Below are 20521 nucleotides of genomic sequence, written 5' to 3'. Positions count from 1 at the left end.
GCTCCGGCGGCGCGGTCCGCGGCGCCGGAGCACGACGAGCCGCCCTTCGACCTGGACGAGACGGATCCGCCGCCGTGGGACGACGACTGGCAGTAGCGTCACGCCGGATCGCAACAGGCATGCGGAAACCTGCACACCGTGTCCCCGATCTCGACAGGCAGCCTCCCCCGCTCACCGGAATGCCGGTTATGCACCATCCGTATTGGCATGGTTCGTCCGTTTGGTTCTGTGTAAGCAGTGCACGGCCCGTATCTGTTACTCGATCTCGTGAAGAAGTCGCCACCATTCGGTGAATCAAGCTGCACGTCCCTCGCCAGAGGTGATCGTCCGCCCGTGATGGGCAGTCAACGGGATTGGTTGGGTACCCCGTTCGCGTGCTTTCATCGTGCCCACCGCAGCAATCAGGCACCGCGGCCCGGATTCGGGCCGCCCGCCTCCCTGCGGTGAATTCCTCCCCCCAATGAAAGGTGCGCGCCATGCGTAACGACATCGAGACCCGCGAGATCGACGACACCGAGCTGGACGCCGTCTCCGGCGGCATCATCAGCGTCTCCGGCGGCCTGGCCGGCGCCGTGACCAGCGACGTCAGCGGACTCGTGGGCGTCGTGGGCTCCCTCGACACCGTCCAGGCCGCGACGGGCATCGTCTCCCACGTCCCCGGCCTCGCCACCGGCATCACCGGCGTTTCGGTGAACACCGGTCGCGCCGGCCTCTGATCGGGAAATCCCGATGAACCCCGGAGCATCCCCCACGGCTCCGGGGTTCACGGCTGTACCCGTGCCCCACCGATACAAATGCAGTCGAAGGAATCGTCCGTGCAGTTTCGCCAAAAGGCTCTTTCCAAGCTGCAATCGCCCGAAGAGCTCGATCTGCCCGTTCGCTTCGCGCGCCCGCAGGGGCGGCTCGTCCTGACGGTCACGATCGCCGTCATGGCGGCCGCGGCCCACTGGGCGTTCACCGGCACCGTGTCGTCCAAGCTCAGCGCACCCGGCATCCTCACCCGGGCCGAGGGCAGCTACGTGCTGCAGACCCCGGTCGCGGGACAGGTGACCGCGGTCCTCGCCGAGGAGGGCCAGGCGCTGGCCGCCGGCGCACCCCTGCTCAACGTCCGTACGGAGCAGGGGGAACGACCGGTGCGCGCGGTGACGGGCGGCCGCCTGACGACCCTGGTGGCCAAGGTGGGCTCGGTCGTCGCCACGGGTGCCGACGTGGCCACCGTGGAACGTGTGAAGGATCCGGAGGACCCGCTGGTGGCCGTGTTGTACGTGCCGGGCGGCAGCGGCCCGGCCATCCCGGTGGGCGCCACCGTCGACCTGAGCGTCCAGTCCGTCCCCCGGCAGCAGTACGGCACGCTGCGCGGGCGCGTGACGGAGGTCGGCCGCGCACCCCTGACGAAGGCCCAGATCGCCGGCTTCCTCGGCGACGGCGGCCTCGCCGAACAGTTCTCCCGCCACGGCAGCCCGGTGGCCGTGGTCGTACGGCTCGAACGCTCCTCCGCCACCGCGTCCGGCTACCGGTGGTCCTCCGCGGACGGCCCCCCGTACGCCGTCGACTCCAGGACTCCGGTCAGCGGCGCCGTCCGCCTCGCCGCGCAGCGCCCGGTCGACTGGCTCCTGCCGTGAGCGCGCCGCAGACCGGGACACCGCCGCGGGCACCCCAGCTCCCGCCCGCCGGGCGCCGGCGCCGGCGCCCCGAGCCGAAGGGCGGCGCCCGCCGCAGACCCGCCCCCGCCCCCAGGGGGCGGACGCCCCGGCCCGTACGCACCCCCACCGTGCTGCAGATGGAGGCGGTCGAGTGCGGCGCCGCCGCCCTGGCGATGGTGCTCGGCCACCACGGCCGCTTCGTCCCCCTCGAAGAACTGCGCATCGCCTGCGGCGTCTCCCGCGACGGCTCCCGCGCCAGCAACCTCCTCAAGGCGGCCCGCGGGTACGGGCTGAACGCCAAGGGCATGCAGATGGACCTGGCCGCGCTCGCCGAGGTCCGCGGCCCGGCCGTCCTGTTCTGGGAGTTCAACCACTACGTCGTCTACGAGGGCACGACCCGGCGGTTCGGCCGCAGGGGCGTGTACGTCAACGACCCCGGCAAGGGCCGCCGGTTCGTCCCCATGGACGAGTTCGACACCGGCTTCACGGGAGTCGTCCTCACCTTCGAGCCCGGTGACGGCTTCCGCCGCGGCGGTCGCAGGCCCGGCGTCCTGGGCACCATGCCGGCCCGCCTGCGGGGCACTTCGGGCACCATGGCCGCCGCCGTGGCGTCCAGCCTCCTCCTGGTCGCCGTCGGTGCGTCGGTGCCGGCGCTGAGCCGTACGTACATCGACATGTTCCTGATCGGGGAGCAGACGTCCCTGCTGGGCGTGCTGTTCGCCTCGATGGCCGTCGCCCTCGTGCTCACCGCCACCCTCACCGCCCTGCAGCAGACCAACCTGCTGCGCGGGCGCGTCATCTCCTCGACCCTGGGCAGCGCCCGCTTCTTCCGGCACCTGCTCAGGCTCCCGGTCGCCTTCTACGCGCAGCGCAACCCGGCCGACCTGGTCCAGCGCCTCCAGTCCAACGACGCCGTCGCCGAGACCCTCGCGCGCGACCTGTCCGCCGCGGGCGTGGACGCCGTGGTGGTCGTCCTCTACGCGGTGCTGCTGTGGACGTACGATCCGCAGCTCACGCTCGTGGGGGTGGCCGTGGCGCTGCTCAACGTGGTCGCCCTGCGGATCGCGATCAGGCTGAGGGCCACCGGTACGCGCAAGCTGCGCGCCGAGAGCGCCCGGCTGACCAACACCTCGTACGGCGGGCTCCAGCTCATCGAGACGATGAAGGCCACGGGCGGCGAGAACGGCTTCTTCCGCCGCTGGGCCGGACAGCACGCGGTCACCCTCGACGTCCAGCAGCGGCTCGGCGTGCCCAGCGCGTGGCTGGCGATCGTGGCACCCACGCTGGCAGCGCTCAACAGCGCACTGATCCTGACGATCGGCGGCCTGCGGGCGGTGGAGGGCCATCTCACCGTGGGCCTGCTCGTCGCCTTCCAGGCCCTGGTCACCAGCTTCACCGCGCCGATCTCCCGGCTGGGCGGCGTCGCCGGCCGGATCCAGGACTTCGCGGCCGACGTCGCGCGCCTGGGCGACGTCGAGAACTTCCCGGTCGACCCGGTCTACGCCCGGCGCGAGCCCGCCGCCTCCACCCGGCGCCTCAAGGGACACGTGGAGCTGGACGGCATCACCTTCGGCTACAGCCCGCTGGATCCACCGCTGTTGGAGGACTTCTCGCTCGCGGTCGGCCCCGGCCAGCAGGTCGCTCTCGTCGGCGGCTCCGGAAGCGGCAAGTCCACCGTCTCCCGGCTGATCTCGGGCCTGCACACCCCCTGGGCGGGAGCCGTCCGCATCGACGGGATGCGGCTGGAGGACATCCCGCGCGGCGCGCTGGCCGCTTCCGTCTCCTTCGTCGACCAGGACGTCTTCCTCTTCGAGGGCACCGTCCGCGACAACGTCACGCTGTGGGACCCCACCATCGAGGACGAGGCCGTCGTCGCCGCCCTGGAGGACGCCGCCGTGTACGAGGTGGTGGCCCGGCGCCCCGGCGGCATCCACAGCCGCGTCGAACAGGACGGCCGCAACTTCTCCGGCGGCCAGCGCCAGCGCCTGGAGATCGCGCGGGCTCTGGTGCGCCGCCCCAGCGTCATGGTGCTCGACGAGGTGACCAGCGCACTGGACGCGGTCACCGAGCAGGTGATCATCGACAACCTGCGCCGCCGCGGCTGCGCCTGTGTGGTGATCGCCCACCGCCTCAGCACGGTGCGCGACAGCGACGAGATCGTCGTGCTCGACCGGGGCACTGTCGTGGAACGCGGCCGGCACGAACACCTGGTCGCCGTACAGGGCGCATACGCCTCCCTGGTCAAGGAGCACTGAGGTGACACACCCGCACCACACCCATGCCGCCGTCGACCCGGTCGTGGCGGCTCTGGGCGCCCTGGGCAGGCCCGTCGACTGCGCGGGCGTACGCAGCCTGTCCCTGGAGGGCCCGCTCGTCCTGTGGCTGGTCGTACAGGGCGAGCTGGACCTGTTCGCGGTGGACGCCGCGCAGGCCGGGCACTGGCACTTCCTGGGCCGGCTGGAGCCGGGCACCCTGCTGCTCGGTCCGGCCGAGGGCCCCGACCACACCCTGGTCGGGCGGCCCCTGCAGGGATGCCTGCTGCGCCGCATCGAACTGCGCGAGCTGCAGCGCCCGGAGTACCCGCACCATCCGGAGCACTCGGGCCCGTTCGACGGTGGGGCGTGGCACGCCGACGAAGGCCGGTACGGCCCCGCCGGCCCCGCGGCAGGCCGGCCGAGCCCTCTGGAGGACGCCTTCGCGCGCGGCATCGGCCGGGGCCTGCGCGTGCTGTACCAGGCCCCGCTGGACGGCGCGGCCGCCACCGGGCTGGGCGGGGCCGACGACGACATCCTGTGGATGCGGATCGCCCCGGGCAGCGTCCGGTACGGCGCCGTCTACGAGGCGGAGGCGGTGGGCACCCTCCTCGTCGACGCGGCCATGTGGCAGGGCATGGTGGACCAGCAGTACCGGCTGCTGTACGCCCTGGACAGCTGGATCGAACAGCTGGAGCGCGCCCACGAGGACCGTACGGCCGCCGGGATCGAGGCGGGCCGCGCCGCCCGTACCCAGGCGGACCGGACCCTGCTGGCGTCCATTTCCGGTTCCGGCCGGGATCCCCGGCGGGGCGGGGACGTCGACGCGACCTTCGCCGCGTGCCGGGTCGTGGCCGGCGCGGCCGGCATCGCCCTGTCCCCGCCGAACCGGGGCGGCAGCACGTCCGAGCAGCTGGACCCCGTCGAACGCATCGCGCTCGCCTCGCGGATCCGCACCCGCCCGGTCCGGCTCGCCGGGCGCTGGTGGCGGGAGAACAGCGGCCCGCTGGTGGGCCGCCGCGAGAAGGACGGCACGCCCGTCGCCCTGCTGTGGCGGCGCGGCGGCTACGAGGCGGTCGACCCCGCCGCCGGCACGCGCGAGCGCGTCGGGAGGACCAACGAGGCGGCCTTCGAACCGCGCGCCGTGATGCTGTACCGCCCCCTGCCCGACGGGCCGGTGGGACTGCCGGCGCTGCTCCGCTTCACCCTGCGCGGCACCCTTCCCGAGCTGCGCAGCCTGCTGCTGGGCGGCCTGGTCTCGGTGGTGCTGGCCGCACTGGTGCCGATCGCCACCGGCCAGGTCCTCGGACGGTTCGTCCCCCAGGGGGAGAACGGCCTCATCGTGCAGACCGGGCTGGCCCTCATCACGGCCGGCATCGTCGCGGCCGTCTTCATGCTGCTCCAGAACACCGCCCTCCTGCGCATGGAGGGCCGCATCGAGGCCACCTTGCAGCCCGCGGTGTGGGACCGGCTGCTGCGGCTGCCGGCGACCTTCTTCGCGGGCCGCTCCACCGGCGAGCTGGCCGGCGCGGCCATGGGCATCAGCACGATCCGCCGCGTCCTGTCCGGCATCGGCCCGGTCTGCGTCCAGGCGTGCACGGTCGGTGTGGTCAACCTGGTGCTGCTGCTCCTCTACAGCGTGCCGCTGGCGCTGGCGGCGCTGGGCATGCTGGTCGTCGTCGCGGTGGTCTTCCTGGGCCTGGGGCTGTGGCAGCTGCGCTACGAACGCCGGTTGAACACGCTCGGCCACCGACTGGCCAACCAGGCCTTCCAGACCCTGCGCGGCCTGCCCAAGCTCCGCGTCGCAGCGGCCGAGAGCTTCGCGTACGCGGCCTGGGCGCGGGAGTTCGCCCGTACCCGCGACCTGCAGCAGCGCATCGGCCGGATCCAGAACGTCATCACGGTCCTCGGGGCCGTCCACCTGCCGCTGTGCACCCTGGTGATGTTCGTGCTGCTGGCCGGACCGGCACGCGGCGCCATGTCCGCCGGCGAGTTCCTCACCTTCAGCACCGCGCTCACGATGCTGCTCTCGTCGGTCACGCAGCTGACCGGGGCCCTCATCTCGGCCGCCGCGGTCCTGCCGATGTTCGAACAGATCGAGCCGGTCCTGCGGGAGACCCCCGAGGTGGCCCGCTCCAGCACCCGGCCGGGGGAGCTGACCGGCGCCCTCGAAGCCGAGAACCTCTCCTACCGCTACGCCGACGACGGCCCGCTCGTCCTCGACGGCGTCAGCCTCCGCGTCGCGCCGGGCGAGTTCGTCGCGATCGTCGGGGCCAGCGGCTGCGGAAAGTCGACGCTGCTGCGGCTGCTCATCGGCTTCGACAGACCCGTCTCGGGGAGCGTGCTCTACGACGGCCAGGACCTGGCGGCCCTCGACCAGGCGGCCGTGCGCCGCCAGTGCGGCGTCGTCCTGCAGAACGCCCAGCCCCTCACCGGATCGATCCTCGACTGCATCCGCGGCGCCGGGACGTTCTCGCTCGACGAGGCGTGGGAGGCCGCCGCGATGGCGGGCCTGGCGGAGGACATCAAGGCCATGCCGATGGGCATGCACACCATCCTGTCCGACGGCGGCGGCACGGTCTCGGGCGGCCAGCGGCAGCGCCTGATGATCGCCCAGGCCCTCATCCGCAGACCGCGCGTCCTCTTCCTCGACGAGGCCACGAGCGCGCTGGACAACGAGGCCCAGCGCGTGGTCATCGAATCCACCCGCGCCCTGCGCACCACCCGCCTCGTGATCGCCCACCGCCTGTCCACGGTCATGGACGCCGACCGCGTGATCGCCATGTCGGACGGCCGCATCGTCCAAGAGGGCCCCCCGGCCGAACTCCTCGCCGACCCGACGGGCCTCTTCCACACCCTGGTCCGCCGCCAACTGCACTGACGGACTCCGCACGTGCCGGGGGGGGGAGGGTGTTGCGGCGCAGCCGAGGCTCAGGGCGGCCACTCCGGGGACGGCCCGGTTCGGCCGGGCTCCGTGGAGGAGGCCGCCCTCGTGGCCACGGACGCCCCGCAGTCGGGGCGGCGGACGGGGAAGGCTACTGCGGGGCCACCCGGCAGGCGGTGACCGCGGTCCCGTTCGTGACACCGCTCGCGGTCAGGCCGCTCACGCACTGTTCGTGGTCGCCGGTGAGGCCGACGTAGCAGGCCATGCGGATGGAGTCCGGGGCTTCGCCGCCCTGGAGTTCGCGCTCGACCTGGTTGATGCAGGCCGTCACGTCCGCGTGGGCGGCGGGGGCGGCCAGAGCCGCGCCGCCGAGGGCGAGTGCCAGTCCGGTGAGGACTCCGGCGATACGGGTCGACGTGCGAGTTGATGTGCGCAAGGGGATGCACCTGCTCTCAGTGTGCGGTCACCCGACCGGACGGCGAAGAGCGCGACGGCTTCCTGGCCGTGCCTGCCGGTTCCGGTCGCCTTGACCACCGTACGACTGCTGCCGCCCGCTCACGAGCCGGCGGCCGGTGGAGGCGCGCGAGGGCATGTATTTTCGGCATGTAGGAACGGGTGATCATCATCGCGATGTCGCCCATGTGCCAGCAGGGGGCGTCATGAAGTACGACCTGTCCGACCGCCTGGTGATCGGGATCGCCTCCAGCGCCCTGTTCGACCTGGCCGACTGCGACGCGGTCTTCCGGGAGCAGGGCGAGGACGCGTACCGCGCCCACCAGGAGGCCCACGTGGACGATGTCCTGGCCAAGGGCGTGGCCTTCCCCTTCGTCCGGCGGCTCCTGTCGTTGAACGACCTCGCGGACCCCTCGGACCCGCTGGTCGAGGTCATCATCCTCTCGCGCAACGACCCGGACAGCGGCCTGCGCGTCATGCGCTCGATCGCCGCGCACGGTCTGCCCATCAGCCGGGCCGTCTTCCGGCAGGGCCGGTCGGCGCACCGGTTCATGCGCGCCCTGAACATGTCTCTGTTCCTGTCGGCCGACGGGGCGGACGTCCGTGCGGCGGTGGCCGACGGGCTGCCCGCGGGGCACGTCCTGCAGACGGCGCGGGTCGACGACGAGGACGACCGCGAACTCCGCATCGCCTTCGACTTCGACGGCGTACTGGCGAGCGACTCCTCCGAGCGGGTCTTCCAGGACGTCGGCATCGACGGCTTCCGCGCGCACGAGGTCCTCAACGTGACGACCCCGCACGACCCGGGCCCCTTGAGCGAGTTCCTCGCGGGCATCAACCGGATCCAGCGCCGCGAGGAGGACAAGCGCCGTGAGAACCCCGCGTACCGGCTGCGACTCCGGGTGTCCCTGGTCACCGCCCGGGACGCGCCCGCGCACGAACGTGCCGTGCGGAGCCTCAAGCGGTGGGGGCTGCGGGTCAACGACGCGTTCTTCCTCGGCGGCATCGACAAGGCCGCCGTGATGAGCACCCTCGATCCGCACATCTTCTTCGACGACCAGGTCGCCCACCTGAACGGCACGGCGCCGGCCACTCCCAGCGTCCACGTGCCGTTCGGCATCGTCAACACGCCGCCTCCCGACGGCACTTCCCGCGCCTGAGCGAGGGGGTCGCCCTCACTCAGCCCGCGCGCAGCGTCGAGCCCCGGGTCTCCAGGCTCCACTCGTGCCGGCGGGCCGTGTCGGCCGGCGCGCGGCCGGCGAGGATGTCGCACAGGAGGTCCGCGCAGGCGCGGCCGTACTCGGCCGGGCGCAGGTCGACCGCGGTGATGGGCGGGCTGCTGCTGCGGGTCGCGGTGCCGTCGACGCAGGAGGCGACGAGGAAGTCCGCTCCGACGGTGCGGCCCAGGACGGCGGCCGCGCGCAGGACTCCCGGCGCCGCGCCGTCGGGGGCGCAGACGACGGCGTCGATCGAGGGCTCTTCCGACAGCAGTGCCAGCGTGGCCCGCTCCGCTTCACCTGCCGTGGCGGCGAACGGGACCGGGTGGATCGCCACCGGGGTGCCGTGCTCCTCGCCCCAGCCCGCGGCGGTCGTGTGCAGGGCCGCGGCCCAGGCCGAGGTGTCGGCGGGGGCCAGCAGAGCGGGCCGGCGGGCGCCCCGGGCCCGTACGTGGTCGAGGAGCGCGGTCAGCGAGGCCGAGTTGTCGCAGACGACGGCGCCGGTCGGGGCGGGGGCGGGGCCGAGGTAGCGCTCGCCGGTGACGACGGGGACGCCGGCGTCGAGGAGAGCGGGCACCGCCGCGTCGCCGACCTCGGGGTCGATGACGAGGAGGCCGTCGACCCGTGAGGCGTACCGGCCGGGCCCGCCGGCGGCGGCGGCGAGCAGGACGACGTCGAGGCCCTCCTCCTGGGCGCGGGCGACGGCCCCGAAGGCGAGGTTCATGTAGTAGTCGAGCCGTGTCGCGGTCTGGGGCAGGTACAGACCGACGGCCCCCGTACTGGCGCGGCGCAGCCGGCGCGCGGCGCTGTTGGGCCGGTAGCCGAGGCGGTCGGCGACCTCCTGGACCCGGTCACGGGTGGCTTCGGCGACCCGTCCGGAGCCTTGGAGCGCGTCGGAGACGGTGCTCTTGGACACTCCGGCGGCGCGGGCGACGTCGAGGAGGGTCACGGTACGGGCGGCGTTCACGCTTCCGCATTCTAGGGGGTCTCCCGACGCCTGTGCCGGAACGTTCCGGCACAGTCCGCCACGAGGGTTGCCGGAACGTTCCGGCACGGTCTACATTCAGGCCCTGCCGGAACGTTCCGGCATGACCGAACGCGACCCTTTCCGCGTGCCCTCCCCGCGCCCGTCTGGATCTCACATGCGTCTGATCACCGCGTACGACCCGCCCGCATCACCCTCCCGCACCCGGCCCGCCGAGAGGGCCGCCCTGCGCGTCGCAGCCGTCCAGCAGCGCTGGCACCGCGACCCCGCCGAGCACCGCGCCGCCCTCCTGGAGGGCATCGCCCTCGCCGCGGCGGAAGGGGCGCGGGTGGTGTGCCTGCAGGAGCTGACGCTGTCGCCGTACTTCGCCGTCGTACCGAAGGCCGACCACCCGGAGCCCGCCGAGCCCGAGGACCTGCTGACCGGTCCGACCTTCACCTTCGCGGCCGAGGCCGCCCGTACGCACGGCCTGTACGTGCACGCCTCCCTGTACGAAGCGGCTCCGGCCCCGGACGGCAGCGACGACGACGGGCTGGGGTACAACACGGCCGTCCTGGTCGCCCCGGACGGCACGCTCGCCCTGCGCACCCGCAAGACCCACATCCCGATCACTGAGGGCTACTACGAGGACCGCTGGTTCCGCCGGGGCCCGGCCGGCGACGACGCCTTCCCCGTGGTCGCGGTCGACCAGGCCCGCTTCGGGCTGCCGACCTGCTGGGACCAGTGGTTCCCCGAGCTGGCCCGCGCCTACTCCCTGGCCGGCGCCGACATCCTGGTCTACCCGACCGCCATCGGCTCGGAGCCCGGACACCCCGGCTTCGACACCCGGCCGATCTGGCAGCGCGTGATCACCGGAAACGCCGCCGCCAACGCCACGTTCATGGTCGTCCCCAACCGCATCGGTTCCGAGAACGGCCTCACCTTCTACGGCAGTTCCTTCGTCGCCGACCCCTACGGCCGGGTCCTGGCACAGGCGCCCCGCGACGAGGCCGCCGTACTCGTGGCCGACCTCGACCTCGACGCCCGCCGGGACTGGCTGGAGCTCTTCCCGTTCCTGGCCACGCGCCGCCCGGACGCCTACGCGCCGCTGACCGCCACCCCCTGACGGCCCCCGCCAGGGACCCGGACACCCCCGCCGCCCGGCCGCACCCTCCGGCCGGGCCTTTTCACCCGGCGGCTTCTGACTGAAACTTCAGTCAGAAACCAGACCTCCCGACCGACTCCCGACTCCCGACTTCGACTCCCGAAGGCAGAACGCCCGTGACCACGTACGCACTCCTCACCTCCTACGACTCCCCCCTCGGCTCCCCGGGCCGCACCCGGCCCGCCGAACGCGAACCGCTGCGGGTGGGGCTCGTCCAGATGCGCTGGTACGCCGACCCGGCCGAGCACGACGACCGCCTGCGCGAGGGGGCCGCCCTGGCCGCCGCGCAGGGCGCGAAGGTGGTGTGCCTGCCCGAACTGACGCGCAGCCCCTACTTCTGCAACACCGAGGACCCCATGGCGGACGGCGCCGAGCGGTGGCTGGAGGACGTCGAGTCCGGCCCCACCGTGGCCCTCGCCGCCGAACTGGCCACCGGACTGGGCATCGCCGTGCACGCGTCCCTGTACGAGCGGGCCGGTGACGGCGGGCTCGGCTACAACACCGCCGTGTGCGTGGACGCCGAGGGCAGACTCATCGCCCGCACCCGCAAGAACCACATCCCGGCGTTCCCGGGGTACCGCGAGGACCTGTGCTTCCGCCCCGGCGACAGCGGGTTCCCCGTCATCGCCCACGCCGGCGCCCGGTTCGGCTTCCCCACCTGCTGGGACGAATGGTTCCCGGAGCTGGCTCGCGCCTACTCCCTCGCGGGCGCCGACGTCCTCGTCCACCCCACCGCCATCGGCTCCGAGGTCGACCTGCCCGACTTCGACACCCGGCCCATGTGGGAACACGCGATCAGCGCCAACGGCCTCGCCAACGCCCTCTTCATGATCGTGCCCAACCGCGTGGGCACCGAGGGCCGCTCCACCTTCTACGGCTCCTCGTTCATCTCCGACCCCTACGGCCGCGTCATGCTGCGCGCGCCCCGCGACACCCCGGCCGTGCTCGTCGCCGACCTGGACCTCGACCAGCGCCGGGACTGGCTCGACTTCGGCCTCATGCGCACCCGCCGCCCCGAGATCTACGGCGCCCTCACCGAACGCACCGCCCGGCAGGCGCTCTAGCGACCCGACCCGGTCCGACCCGGTCCGCGGGATCAGGCGACCCGGGCCGCCGGCCGGGCGAGCGGGGTCAGTGCGGCGTACTCCAGGGGGGCGGACGGGTCGATCGACACGTCCAGGGGCGCCGGCTCGGCACCGGAGCGGACCAGGAGGTCGCCGACCGCGGCGATCATCGCACCGTTGTCGGTGCACAGCGTCATCGGCGGGACGCGCAGCTCGATCCCGGCCGAGGCGCACCGCTTCTCCGCCAGGGCGCGGACACGGGAGTTCGCGGCCACTCCCCCGACCACGATCAGCGTCTTCACGTCGTGGGCGCGGCAGGCGGCGAGAGCCTTGCGGGTCAGCACGTCGGCCACGGCCTCCTGGAGGGCGGCCGCGCCGTCGGCGACGGGGACTTCCTCGCCGCGCTGGACGTGCCGTTCGACCCATCGGGCGGCGGCCGTCTTGAGGCCGGAGAAGGAGAACGCGTACGGGTCGTCGCCCGGCCGGGTCAGCGGGCGCGGGAACGCCACGGCCTTCGGGTCGCCGTCCCTGGCGGCCCTGTCGATGGCGGGGCCGCCCGGGTAGGGCAGGCCCATGATCCGGGCGACCTTGTCGAAGCACTCCCCGGCCGCGTCGTCGAGGGTGTCGCCGAGGTGGAGGATCGGGTCGCGGACGAGGTCCCGTACGAGGAGCAGCGAGGTGTGGCCGCCGGAGACGATCAGCACCACGCACGGATCGGGCAGCGGGCCGTGCTCCAGGGTGTCGGCGGCGACGTGCCCGGCCAGGTGGTGGACCCCGTACAGGGGCACCCCGGCCGCGTAGGCCACGGACTTCGCCCCGGCCAGCCCCACCTGGAGAGCCCCGGACAGCCCGGGGCCGGTGGTGACCGCGACGGCGTCGATCTGGCCGATCCGCAGCCCGGCCCGGTCGAGGGCCTGCCGGACCACCGGGTTGAAGGAGTGCAGGTGGGCCCGGGCGGCGATCTCCGGCACCACACCGCCGAAGCGGGCGTGTTCGTCCATGCTCGTCGCGACGACGTGGGCGAGCAGTCTGCCGTCCTGCACGATGCCCGCCCCGGTCTCGTCGCACGACGACTCGATCCCCAGAACCACCGGTCCGCCCACGGCGCCCACTCCTTTTGCACGTCATCAACACCTGCAATATATGTGCAACAAGGAGTGCCGTGCCCCGCCCGCCCTGCCCCGCCCGTCAGGAGATGAGTGAACGGCCCGTGGGCGCCAGGCGCAGTGTCCGGGGGCGTGACGTCTGCTCCCGCTCGATGCCCGGCAGGACCTCGCCCCTCGCGACGGGATGCGCACGCAGGGCGGTCAGGTGCCGGCGGTGGGCCTCTTCGTCGGGATGGGAGGTGAGGACCACCACTGCGTTCTCCCCCGTGCGGACCGGAAGCCGGGGGAAGGTGTTGGGTGCCGTCTCGGTGGCGTACGCGGCGATCGGTGCCGCTCCCGTGCTGCGGAGCAGCGGCAGGAGGCCGTCCCTGACCAGCGCGGTCCCGTCGGCCCGTGCCGGCGGGAAGGACCACACCGTGGCGGTCACGAAGCGCCCGGGGGCCGGTGTGCCGGGTCGGGGCCTGGTGGACGGGGCGGCGTGGAAGCCGCTGTCGTGCGTCAGGGGGCGCAGGAGGAGGACATCGTCGGAGTCGGTCATGGTGGCGTTGGCGCGGGCGCGGTGCCGTGCCCAGACGGGGCCGCCGTAGAAGGCCGTGAGCGCGTCGTGCCGCGAGGCCATGTCGGGGAACCCGCGCAGCCAGACGAAGCGGTCCGGGGCGTCGAGGTCGCGGAACTGGCCGAGGACGGCCATCCCCGCCTCCTCCTGCGGCTCGACCAGCTCCCGGTCGAAGAGTTCGACGAGGTCGTCCCTCCGGCCGGGGCGCAGCGTGTACTGCCGGAGCTCGATCACGGTGAGAGGGCGGGCCGGGTCGATGGGTGGCACGACGAGCTCCTGTTCTGCTCTGCTGCGTTCTGTCGCGTCGGGTCCACTGACGGTAGGCCGCGGGTGTGCCAGGTGCTGTCAGGGTTTCCGCGGAGAATGGGCGCATGTCTGCCGGTCGCCTGCTGTCCGTCCTGCTGTTGTTGCAATCCCGTGGCCGCATGTCCGCCCGGGCGATCGCCGAGGAGCTGGGCGTGTCCGTGCGGACGGCCTACCGCGATGTGGAACGGCTGCAGGGCGCCGGGGTACCGGTCTGTGCGGAGCCCGGGCGCGGGGGCGGTTACCGGCTGCTCGACGGCTATCGCACCCGCCTGACCGGGATGACCGAGGGCGAGGCGCGGGCGCTGCTCTTCGCCGGGCTGCCGGACGCGGCCGCCGACCTGGGGCTGGCGGAGGAGGTGTCGGCGGCGCGGCTGAAGCTGCTGGCCGCGCTGCCGGCCGGGGCGCGGGAGGAGGCGGCGCGGACCGCGACGGTGTTCCACGTGGACGCCCCGGGCTGGTACCGGGAGCCCGAGCGGACCCCGTACCTGCCGCTGTTCGTCGACGCGACGCTCACGCAGCGGGTCGTGGAGGCGCGCTACCGGCGCTGGCGCGCACCGCAGGAGGTGTCCCGCCGCCTCCGGCCCTACGGCATGGTCCTCAAGTCCGGCGTCTGGTACGTCGTGGCCGCCTCGGAGAACGGAACGGCGGCGACCTACCGGGTCGCCCAGGTCCTCGACGCGACGATGGGCGACGAGCGGTTCGACCGGCCACGAGACTTCGAGCTGGGCGCGTACTGGGCGTCCTACCTCGCGGACTTCGAGGCGCGCCGCTGCACGGGCACGGCCACCATCCGCCTTTCCCCGCGAGGACGCCGGCGCCTGCCCGACAACGTCGCGCCGCAGGTGGTGCGGGCGGTCGACGCCACCGCGACCGCCGTCGGCGAAGACGGATGGGTGGAGGCGGTCGTACCGACGGAGAGCACCGCGCACGCATGCGGTGAATGGCTGCGGCTCGGCGCGGACGTGGAGGTCGTCGCACCCGCCGAACTGCGCCGGGCCATGGCCGACACGGTGGGCGCGCTCGCCCGGGCGTACGGGGTCACCGGCCGCGCATGACCCGTCGGCCGAGGAGGTCAGGCGCGCCGCGGCCGACGGCCCGGCCCTCGAACACGGGTCAAGGGCGGGGGCGCCTTCATCCGGACGGGGATTCGGCGACGAGCCGGAATCGGGTGCGGCTACCGTGGAACGCGGGCAGGGGGTCGTACCAGTCGGAGACACCCTGCCGTTCGGTGGGGGACGGCCCCGAACCGTACCCCGGTCACGTGGCCCCGGCAGCAGGCCGGGGCTGCGGAACCACGGCCGCGCGGCCGCGCCGCCGGGAACGGTGCCGCGGGCCTGGCGCGTGTCATCCTGTGGGCATGACGTCCGACGTCACGGCCGCCGTGTGGGCGGCGCGGCAGGTCGCCCGGGTCCGCGACGACCCCGCCGGGCGGACGGCCCTGATGAGGCGCTGCTACTCGGGCCCGTTCGGCAAGGCACCCCGGCACCTGCCGTTCCGCCGGGCCGCGATGTCGTTCATGGGCTGGCAGCTACGGCGGGGCGTCCTGCGGCCCCCGTCGGGCGACCGGCCCGGCAGTGAGTGGTGGCGTGCGGTGAACGAGCGCATCCTCCGCGACGGCTGCGAGGCGGTGGCCCTGAGCGGGGGGCTGCGCGGACCGGCGTCCTCGCCCGCGGTCGGCCTCTGGCGGTCGTTCGCCGACCACCCCACCGCCCGGGCCTGGTACCGGGCGCACAACGGGAGCGTGGTCGCCGCGTACCTCGACAACCGCGGCCTCGCGGAGGCGGAGAACGAGGTCGAGCGGTTCTTCATGAACGTCGTCCTCTGCCGCGTGCTCTACGCCCACACCCTCGTCGCCGCGCCCCGCATCTCGCTCGGCCCGCTGCGTCCGCTCGCGCCGTTCCTCGGTGATCCGAGGCTCGGCATGACCGGGATCTTCCTGCAGCTGTCGCGTGTGCTCCCCGACGAGTACCCGCTCCGCGGCACGGTGCAGTCCCACCTCGACCGGGAGATCGGCTTCGGCCGCCTCCTCGATTTCGGGATGATCGTTCCGCGCCTGCAACAGCTCTACGAGTGGTCGGCCCACGAGCTCTCGGAGCCGGGCCTGCTCGGCTGCGTCCGCGACGGGGCCCCGATCTACGCCTGGCCGTACGAGGACCGGCGCGTCTGGCAGCCTCCGCGCTCGGCCGCACTCCGGCTCATCCACCGGACGCTGCCGCCGGCGGCCGCCGATCATGCCGGGCGGGCCGGACGAAACGGACCGGGTGGCGCCATGCGTCCGCCGGGTCCGTGATCCTTGGGGCATGCGTGCCGCCCGCCTGATCCGCATGGCCCTCCTCGTCCAGTCGAACCCCGGCCTGACCGCGGCCGCCCTCGCCCGCGAACTGGACGTCTCCGAGCGGACGGTGATCCGCGACGCCCAGGCCCTGCAGGAGGCCGGCGTCCCCGTCCGGTCGGAGCGCGGCCGCACCGGCGGCTACCACCTGGCGCCCGGCTACCGGACCCGGCTCACCACCCTGCGCCCGTCCGAGGCGGAGACCCTGTTCCTGTCCGGGCTGCCGTCGGCGCTGCGGGACCTGGGGCTGTCGGACGCGGCGGACACCGCCCGGCTGAAGCTGACGGCCACTCTGCTGCCGTCCGTGCGCGCGGCCGCCGAGGCGTCGGTACGCCGCTTCCACCTCGACGCCCCGGCGTGGTTCCGCGAGCCCTCGGCGCCCGAGCTGCTGCCGGAACTGGCCCGCGCGGTGTGGTCGGACCGGATCGTCGAGCTGTCCTACGCGCGGCCGGGCCGGGACGGCTCGCCGGCTTCCGCGGTGTCCCGGGTGGTGGAGCCGTACGGCCTCGTCCTGAAGGCGGGCACCTGGTACGCCGTGGCCCGCCTGCGCGACCGGGCCGATGACACGGCCGGGAAGGGGGGCGAGCCGGGCGGCGGCTGGCGCACGTACCGCGTCGACCGCGTCACGGCCCTGGCACCCGCCCCCGGCGGCCAGGACGTGTTCGTGCGCGACGCGCACTTCGACCTGGCCGCGCACTGGGAGGAGCGCTCGTACGAGTTCGCCCGCGCCCTGCTGCGCACCACCGTCACGGTGCGGCTGACCGCATGGGGGCTGGACCGGCTGCCGTCCGTGGTGGACGGAGCCGCCGTCGAGGACGCGCTGGCGTCCGCCGGCCCCCCGGACGACGGCGGCCTGGTCACCCTCGCCCTGCCCGCGGAGTCCGAGGACGTCGCCTACGACCAGCTGGCCCGGCTCGGCGCGGACGTCGAAGTGCTCGCCCCGGCCTCCCTGCGCACCCGCTTCCGTGAGCGTGCAGGGGCCCTGGCCGCCCTCTACCGGCCGGAGGCGAAGGAGGCGGCGCCGGGCGCGGCGCCCGGGGAGGCGCCGGGCGCGGAGGGTCAGCGGTAGTCCTCGGGGGAGACCTCCTCGCCGCCGTGGGCGGCGGCCTCGAAGTACGCCCAGGCATCGGGGCGGCTGCCGTCCACGTCCCGTACCCCGTACGCCCTCGCGAGTTCGGCGCTGCAGGCGGACTTGCCGTTCCAGCGGGCGGCCCGGCCTGGATCGGCGGCCAGCGCGGCGACCCCGCGGGCCAGGTACTGCGGGGACTCGGCGACGGCGAAGGCCGGCTCCTGGGCGATCGCGTCGCGCCAGTTCTCCTCGCTCACCCCGAAGTGCGCGAGCATCTGCTCGGAGCGCAGGAAGCCCGGCGAGACGGCGACGGCCGTGCCCCCGTACTCCGCCAGCTCCTGGCCCAGTCCGAACGCGAGCCGGATCGGTGCGGTCTTGGCCAGGTCGTAGTACATGTTCTCGCGGTAGCGGCGGTTGGAGTGCGCCGTGCCGTCGGTGACCTCCACGTACAGGGGCGCGTCCGAACGGATCAGCAGGGGCAGGAGCAGCGCCGCGGTGATCACGTGCGAGCGCACGCCGAGTTCGAGGATGCGCAGGCCGTCGGCGAGGGGGGTCTCCCAGCTCTTCTTCCCGAAGACGGAGCCGACGAGGAGGTGCTCGCCGCCCCACAGGTCGTTGACGAGCACGTCGAGCCGTCCCTGTTCCCGGTCGATCCGGTCGGCGAGGGCGCGTACCCGTTCCCCGTCGAGGTGGTCGGTGGGCACCGCGATGCCGGTGCCGCCCGCTGCGGTGACCAACTCGGCGCTCTCCTCGATGGTTTCGGTCGTCCGGCCGACCTCGCTGACCCGGGTCCGGGTGGTGCGGCCGGTGACGTACACGGTGGCGCCGGCCCGGCCGAGCTCGACGGCCTGGGCGCGGCCGGCACCGCGGGTCGCTCCCGCCACCAGCGCGATCCGATCGGCGAGCGGACGCCGCGGGTGGCCGGGGGCCGTGTTCCGGATGGTCTTGTTCTCATGGCTCATCCACCCATCGTCCGAGCCAGAACCGACAGATCCTGTCACCTTTTCCCGCACCCACCGGAGAAGACGTAAGAACTTCGTCATCAGGCCGGTCATGGCACCACGGGCCTGCGCCGCGTTGAATTGCGGTGAACGGGCCGGCGAGCGGACCGGTGAGGAAGTGGGGATGCAGTGGCGGATACGAAGCGGCGCGGTCGGACGTGGCTCGGAGCGCTGATCGCGGGGGTGGTGGTGCTGGTGCTGGGCATGGGCTCGTACTGGTTCCAGCCGTGGAAGCTGTGGCGGGACGACACCGTCAGCGAGGCGCTGCCGAGCGCGGCCTCCCCGCAGCAGCCCTCCGCGGGCGGTGCGGCTTCCGGTGCCCCGGCCGCCGGCCCGCAGACCCTCGCCCAGGGCACGCTGATCAGCCATGAGCACACCACGACGGGGACGGCGAGGCTGATCCGCCTCGCCGACGGATCGCAGACCCTGCGCCTGGAGAACCTCGACACCAGCAACGGCCCTGATCTGCGCGTCTGGTTGACCGATGCACCGGTGAAGGAGGGCGTCGCCGGATGGCGCGTCTTCGACGACGGCAAGTACGTGAGCCTGGGCAAGCTCAAGGGCAACAAGGGCGACCAGAACTACGAGATCCCGGCCGACGTGAACCTGTCCGACTACAGCAGCGTCACCATCTGGTGCGACCGCTTCGATGTCTCCTTCGGCGCGGCGACCCTCAGCTGACCTCGGCACGACGAGCCGGCCATCGGCCGGGTCTACGGGAAGGCGCCCTTCCGCCTGTCACGAAACGGTCATCATTCGGTCTCGTTCCGACATTAATGGTCGGGAAGCATTCCGCTGGAGAACGTCAGTCCAGCAAAGGACCCACCGATGCTCCGTTCCCGCCGAGCCGCAGCCAGGGCGCCGCGCGCGTGACCCACCGCAAACCGAAGCCGACGCCGAAACGGCGGGCCGTGTCGCGCCGCGACGCGATGGTCTGCGCCAGCAGCGGACTCATCGCCACCGCCTTCGGCGTCGTCGCCGACTTCGGCGGGGGTGCCGGCATCATCCCGGACCCCGGACCCGGGCCGTTGGAGGCGGAGGACGAGGGCGGGACGGGGCCGTCGCCCGTCGAGGCGGCTTCCGTGCCCGCGCAGCCGTGGATGCCGGACGCGGCCCTCAAGCCCCTGTCGGTGAACTTCACTCCGGGCGGGCTCCGGGAGGTGCGGGGTCTGGTCCTGCATGTGCAGGAGGGCGAGAACTCACTCCACGACCGCTTCAGCGACCCGGCCGTGAGGTCCTCCGCGCACTTCTGGGTCTCGCAGTCCGGCGAGATCGAACAGTACGTCTCCGCGCACGACCGGGCCTGGGCCCAGGGCACCGGCAACCCGTCGTGGCTCTCGGTGGAGACCTCGGGGTTCGCGAGCCGGCCGCTCACCGCGCAGCAGGTGGACGCCGTGGCCCGCATCTACGCCTGGGGCATGGCCCAGCACGGCTGGCCCCTGGCCCCCGCCCCCACCCCGCTGGGCCGGGGCCTGGGCATCCACAGCATGGGCGGCCGGGCCTGGGGCGGCCACGCGTGCCCCGGCCCCCTCCGCTCCGCCCAGACGGGAGAAATCCTCACCGCGGCCCGCGGCAGGTACCCCCGCTGAGGGGGTCCCCCCGCCGGCCACGGACGGGCGATGTCACTGGATCAGGTCGGAGTGCGGGTGTTCCGGGGACTCCGGGCAGACGTAGAGCTGCAGGTGATTGCCCCCTGAAATCTGCACCCGGGGCGAATTCTCCACGCCGGAGCCGGCGACCGCGGCGATGTCCCGGTCCTCGTACGGGACCCAGCTGAGTCGGCGGGAATGCCACTCCTTCGAGGCGATGGTGAGCAACGGGGTCATTTCCGCATCGCAGACGGCGCAGTTCTGGACAATCGGATCGGTCAGACCCCACGGGGTCCAGCCGCCGGCCTTCCAGCCGGGGGCAAGGGACAGTTCGTGCTTGTAGAACGCGGCTCCGGACTCCTGCCCGCCGTTCCAGTCCTCCAGCTGCTGCTGCAACTCCTTCCCCAGTTGCAGCGAATGCGGGAATTCCGTGACTTCTTCCGGCGCGATGACGCACCGCTCCGGCACGTACTCGTCGTACTCCACGGCGGCCGTCACGGGCGGCACCGCGAGCAGGTCGGTGACCTCGGCAGCCGATCGCCAGAACAGCCTGGTCGGCGGCTTGTAATCCGGCTCGTGCTCGAACGGGCACCACAGGAGCTGGAGAACGTCGGCCTGCCCCGGCGGCCGCAGCAGGGGCACGTCGCGCACGTACAACTGGGCCACGGGCAGCATGGCGTTCGGGCCCTCCCGCCATTCGTCGAGCTCACTGTCGTACCACTCGTGCAGCTCGTCGCAGTGCGGCCAGGGCTCGCCGGCGGGCCACAGCAGTGGCCCGCCGACCGAGCTGTCCAGCGGTGTCGGCGAACCGGGGCGGGGATGCAACCGGATCGCCGGGCGCGCCAGCGGGGCCAGTTGAGGAAGGACCGCGGTCACGTCGATGGGTCGCGGCGGAGTGGTACGTCTCATTCTGGCTCCCG

At 73.3% G+C, this 20521-nt stretch carries 18 protein-coding genes; 12 read left to right on the top strand and 6 right to left on the bottom strand.

Annotated features, from left to right (window positions below; translation table 11 throughout):
- Positions 1-476: 476 nt before the first annotated feature.
- The 4 genes from E6U81_RS35655 (at position 477) to E6U81_RS35640 (ending at position 6776) form a co-directional block, all read left to right on the top strand.
- Positions 477-716: a hypothetical protein gene (locus E6U81_RS35655; protein ID WP_136234149.1), complete on the top strand. Its 240-nt coding sequence runs from the start codon at positions 477-479 to the stop codon at positions 714-716.
- A gap of 99 nt (positions 717-815) precedes the next feature.
- Positions 816-1622, top strand: coding sequence for an HlyD family efflux transporter periplasmic adaptor subunit (locus E6U81_RS35650; RefSeq protein WP_136234148.1), 807 nt, complete (start codon positions 816-818; stop codon positions 1620-1622).
- Positions 1619-3898 (top strand): NHLP family bacteriocin export ABC transporter peptidase/permease/ATPase subunit, encoded by a 2280-nt coding sequence (locus E6U81_RS35645; RefSeq protein ID WP_136234147.1) that lies wholly within the window; start codon positions 1619-1621, stop codon positions 3896-3898. Before E6U81_RS35650 ends, E6U81_RS35645 begins: the two co-directional genes overlap by 4 nt.
- A 1-nt stretch (position 3899) precedes the next feature.
- Positions 3900-6776, top strand: coding sequence for an NHLP bacteriocin export ABC transporter permease/ATPase subunit (locus E6U81_RS35640; protein ID WP_136234146.1), 2877 nt, complete (start codon positions 3900-3902; stop codon positions 6774-6776).
- 154 nt (positions 6777-6930) lie between these two features.
- On the opposite strand, the gene E6U81_RS35635 is transcribed toward E6U81_RS35640, so the two are convergent.
- On the bottom strand, positions 6931-7215 hold the full coding sequence (locus E6U81_RS35635) for a hypothetical protein (protein ID WP_136234145.1): 285 nt from the start codon (positions 7213-7215) through the stop codon (positions 6931-6933).
- 223 nt (positions 7216-7438) lie between these two features.
- Between E6U81_RS35635 and E6U81_RS35630 the strand changes: the two genes are divergently transcribed.
- Positions 7439-8392: a 5'-nucleotidase gene (locus E6U81_RS35630; protein ID WP_136234144.1), complete on the top strand. Its 954-nt coding sequence runs from the start codon at positions 7439-7441 to the stop codon at positions 8390-8392.
- Between the two features lie 19 nt (positions 8393-8411).
- On the opposite strand, the gene E6U81_RS35625 is transcribed toward E6U81_RS35630, so the two are convergent.
- Positions 8412-9416 (bottom strand): LacI family DNA-binding transcriptional regulator, encoded by a 1005-nt coding sequence (locus E6U81_RS35625; protein ID WP_136234143.1) that lies wholly within the window; start codon positions 9414-9416, stop codon positions 8412-8414.
- Between the two features lie 175 nt (positions 9417-9591).
- Here E6U81_RS35625 and E6U81_RS35620 point away from each other — a divergent pair, with 175 nt between their 5' ends.
- Both E6U81_RS35620 and E6U81_RS35615 read left to right on the top strand, forming a co-directional pair.
- Positions 9592-10539, top strand: coding sequence for a nitrilase-related carbon-nitrogen hydrolase (locus tag E6U81_RS35620; protein ID WP_136234142.1), 948 nt, complete (start codon positions 9592-9594; stop codon positions 10537-10539).
- A 155-nt stretch (positions 10540-10694) separates the two neighbouring features.
- Positions 10695-11642 carry a nitrilase-related carbon-nitrogen hydrolase gene (locus tag E6U81_RS35615; RefSeq protein ID WP_240804207.1) on the top strand — a complete coding sequence of 316 codons (948 nt, stop codon included), beginning with the start codon at positions 10695-10697 and terminating at the stop codon, positions 11640-11642.
- A 32-nt stretch (positions 11643-11674) separates the two neighbouring features.
- On the opposite strand, the gene tsaD is transcribed toward E6U81_RS35615, so the two are convergent.
- Together tsaD and E6U81_RS35605 are read right to left on the bottom strand one after the other, a co-directional pair.
- Positions 11675-12745 (bottom strand): tRNA (adenosine(37)-N6)-threonylcarbamoyltransferase complex transferase subunit TsaD, encoded by a 1071-nt coding sequence (gene tsaD, locus E6U81_RS35610; RefSeq protein WP_240804206.1) that lies wholly within the window; start codon positions 12743-12745, stop codon positions 11675-11677.
- Positions 12746-12830: 85 nt separating this feature from the next.
- Entirely contained in the window at positions 12831-13571 is a 741-nt protein-coding gene (locus tag E6U81_RS35605) for an NIPSNAP family protein (protein ID WP_240804205.1), read from the bottom strand.
- A gap of 104 nt (positions 13572-13675) precedes the next feature.
- Here E6U81_RS35605 and E6U81_RS35600 point away from each other — a divergent pair, with 104 nt between their 5' ends.
- The 3 genes from E6U81_RS35600 (at position 13676) to E6U81_RS35590 (ending at position 17011) form a co-directional block, all read left to right on the top strand.
- Complete coding sequence (locus E6U81_RS35600; RefSeq protein ID WP_136234141.1) at positions 13676-14665, top strand: WYL domain-containing protein; 990 nt, start codon at positions 13676-13678, stop codon at positions 14663-14665.
- A 302-nt stretch (positions 14666-14967) separates the two neighbouring features.
- Positions 14968-15900, top strand: a complete 933-nt coding sequence (locus E6U81_RS35595; protein WP_206310105.1) for a hypothetical protein — start codon at positions 14968-14970, stop codon at positions 15898-15900.
- Positions 15901-15910: 10 nt separating this feature from the next.
- The gene (locus E6U81_RS35590) at positions 15911-17011 is read left to right on the top strand and encodes a WYL domain-containing protein (RefSeq protein ID WP_136234140.1); all 1101 of its coding nucleotides are present in this window, start codon (positions 15911-15913) and stop codon (positions 17009-17011) included.
- Here the strand turns inward: E6U81_RS35590 and E6U81_RS35585 are convergent.
- Positions 17002-17973 (bottom strand): SDR family oxidoreductase, encoded by a 972-nt coding sequence (locus E6U81_RS35585; protein WP_136234139.1) that lies wholly within the window; start codon positions 17971-17973, stop codon positions 17002-17004. The two genes, E6U81_RS35590 and E6U81_RS35585, sit on opposite strands and share 10 nt — an antisense overlap.
- Before the next feature lie 243 nt (positions 17974-18216).
- On the opposite strand from E6U81_RS35585, the gene E6U81_RS35580 reads away from it, so the two are divergent.
- Together E6U81_RS35580 and E6U81_RS35575 are read left to right on the top strand one after the other, a co-directional pair.
- Complete coding sequence (locus E6U81_RS35580) at positions 18217-18693, top strand: DM13 domain-containing protein (protein ID WP_136234152.1); 477 nt, start codon at positions 18217-18219, stop codon at positions 18691-18693.
- Between the two features lie 188 nt (positions 18694-18881).
- On the top strand, positions 18882-19601 hold the full coding sequence (locus tag E6U81_RS35575) for a peptidoglycan recognition family protein (protein WP_240804204.1): 720 nt from the start codon (positions 18882-18884) through the stop codon (positions 19599-19601).
- 33 nt (positions 19602-19634) lie between these two features.
- On the opposite strand, the gene E6U81_RS35570 is transcribed toward E6U81_RS35575, so the two are convergent.
- Positions 19635-20510: a hypothetical protein gene (locus tag E6U81_RS35570; protein WP_136234138.1), complete on the bottom strand. Its 876-nt coding sequence runs from the start codon at positions 20508-20510 to the stop codon at positions 19635-19637.
- Positions 20511-20521: the final 11 nt, after the last annotated feature.

Origin of the sequence: Streptomyces sp. A0592 (assembly GCF_004795115.1) — a bacterium.
Taxonomy (GTDB): domain Bacteria; phylum Actinomycetota; class Actinomycetes; order Streptomycetales; family Streptomycetaceae; genus Streptomyces; species Streptomyces erythrochromogenes.
This window is presented reverse-complemented; position numbering and strand designations above follow the sequence as displayed.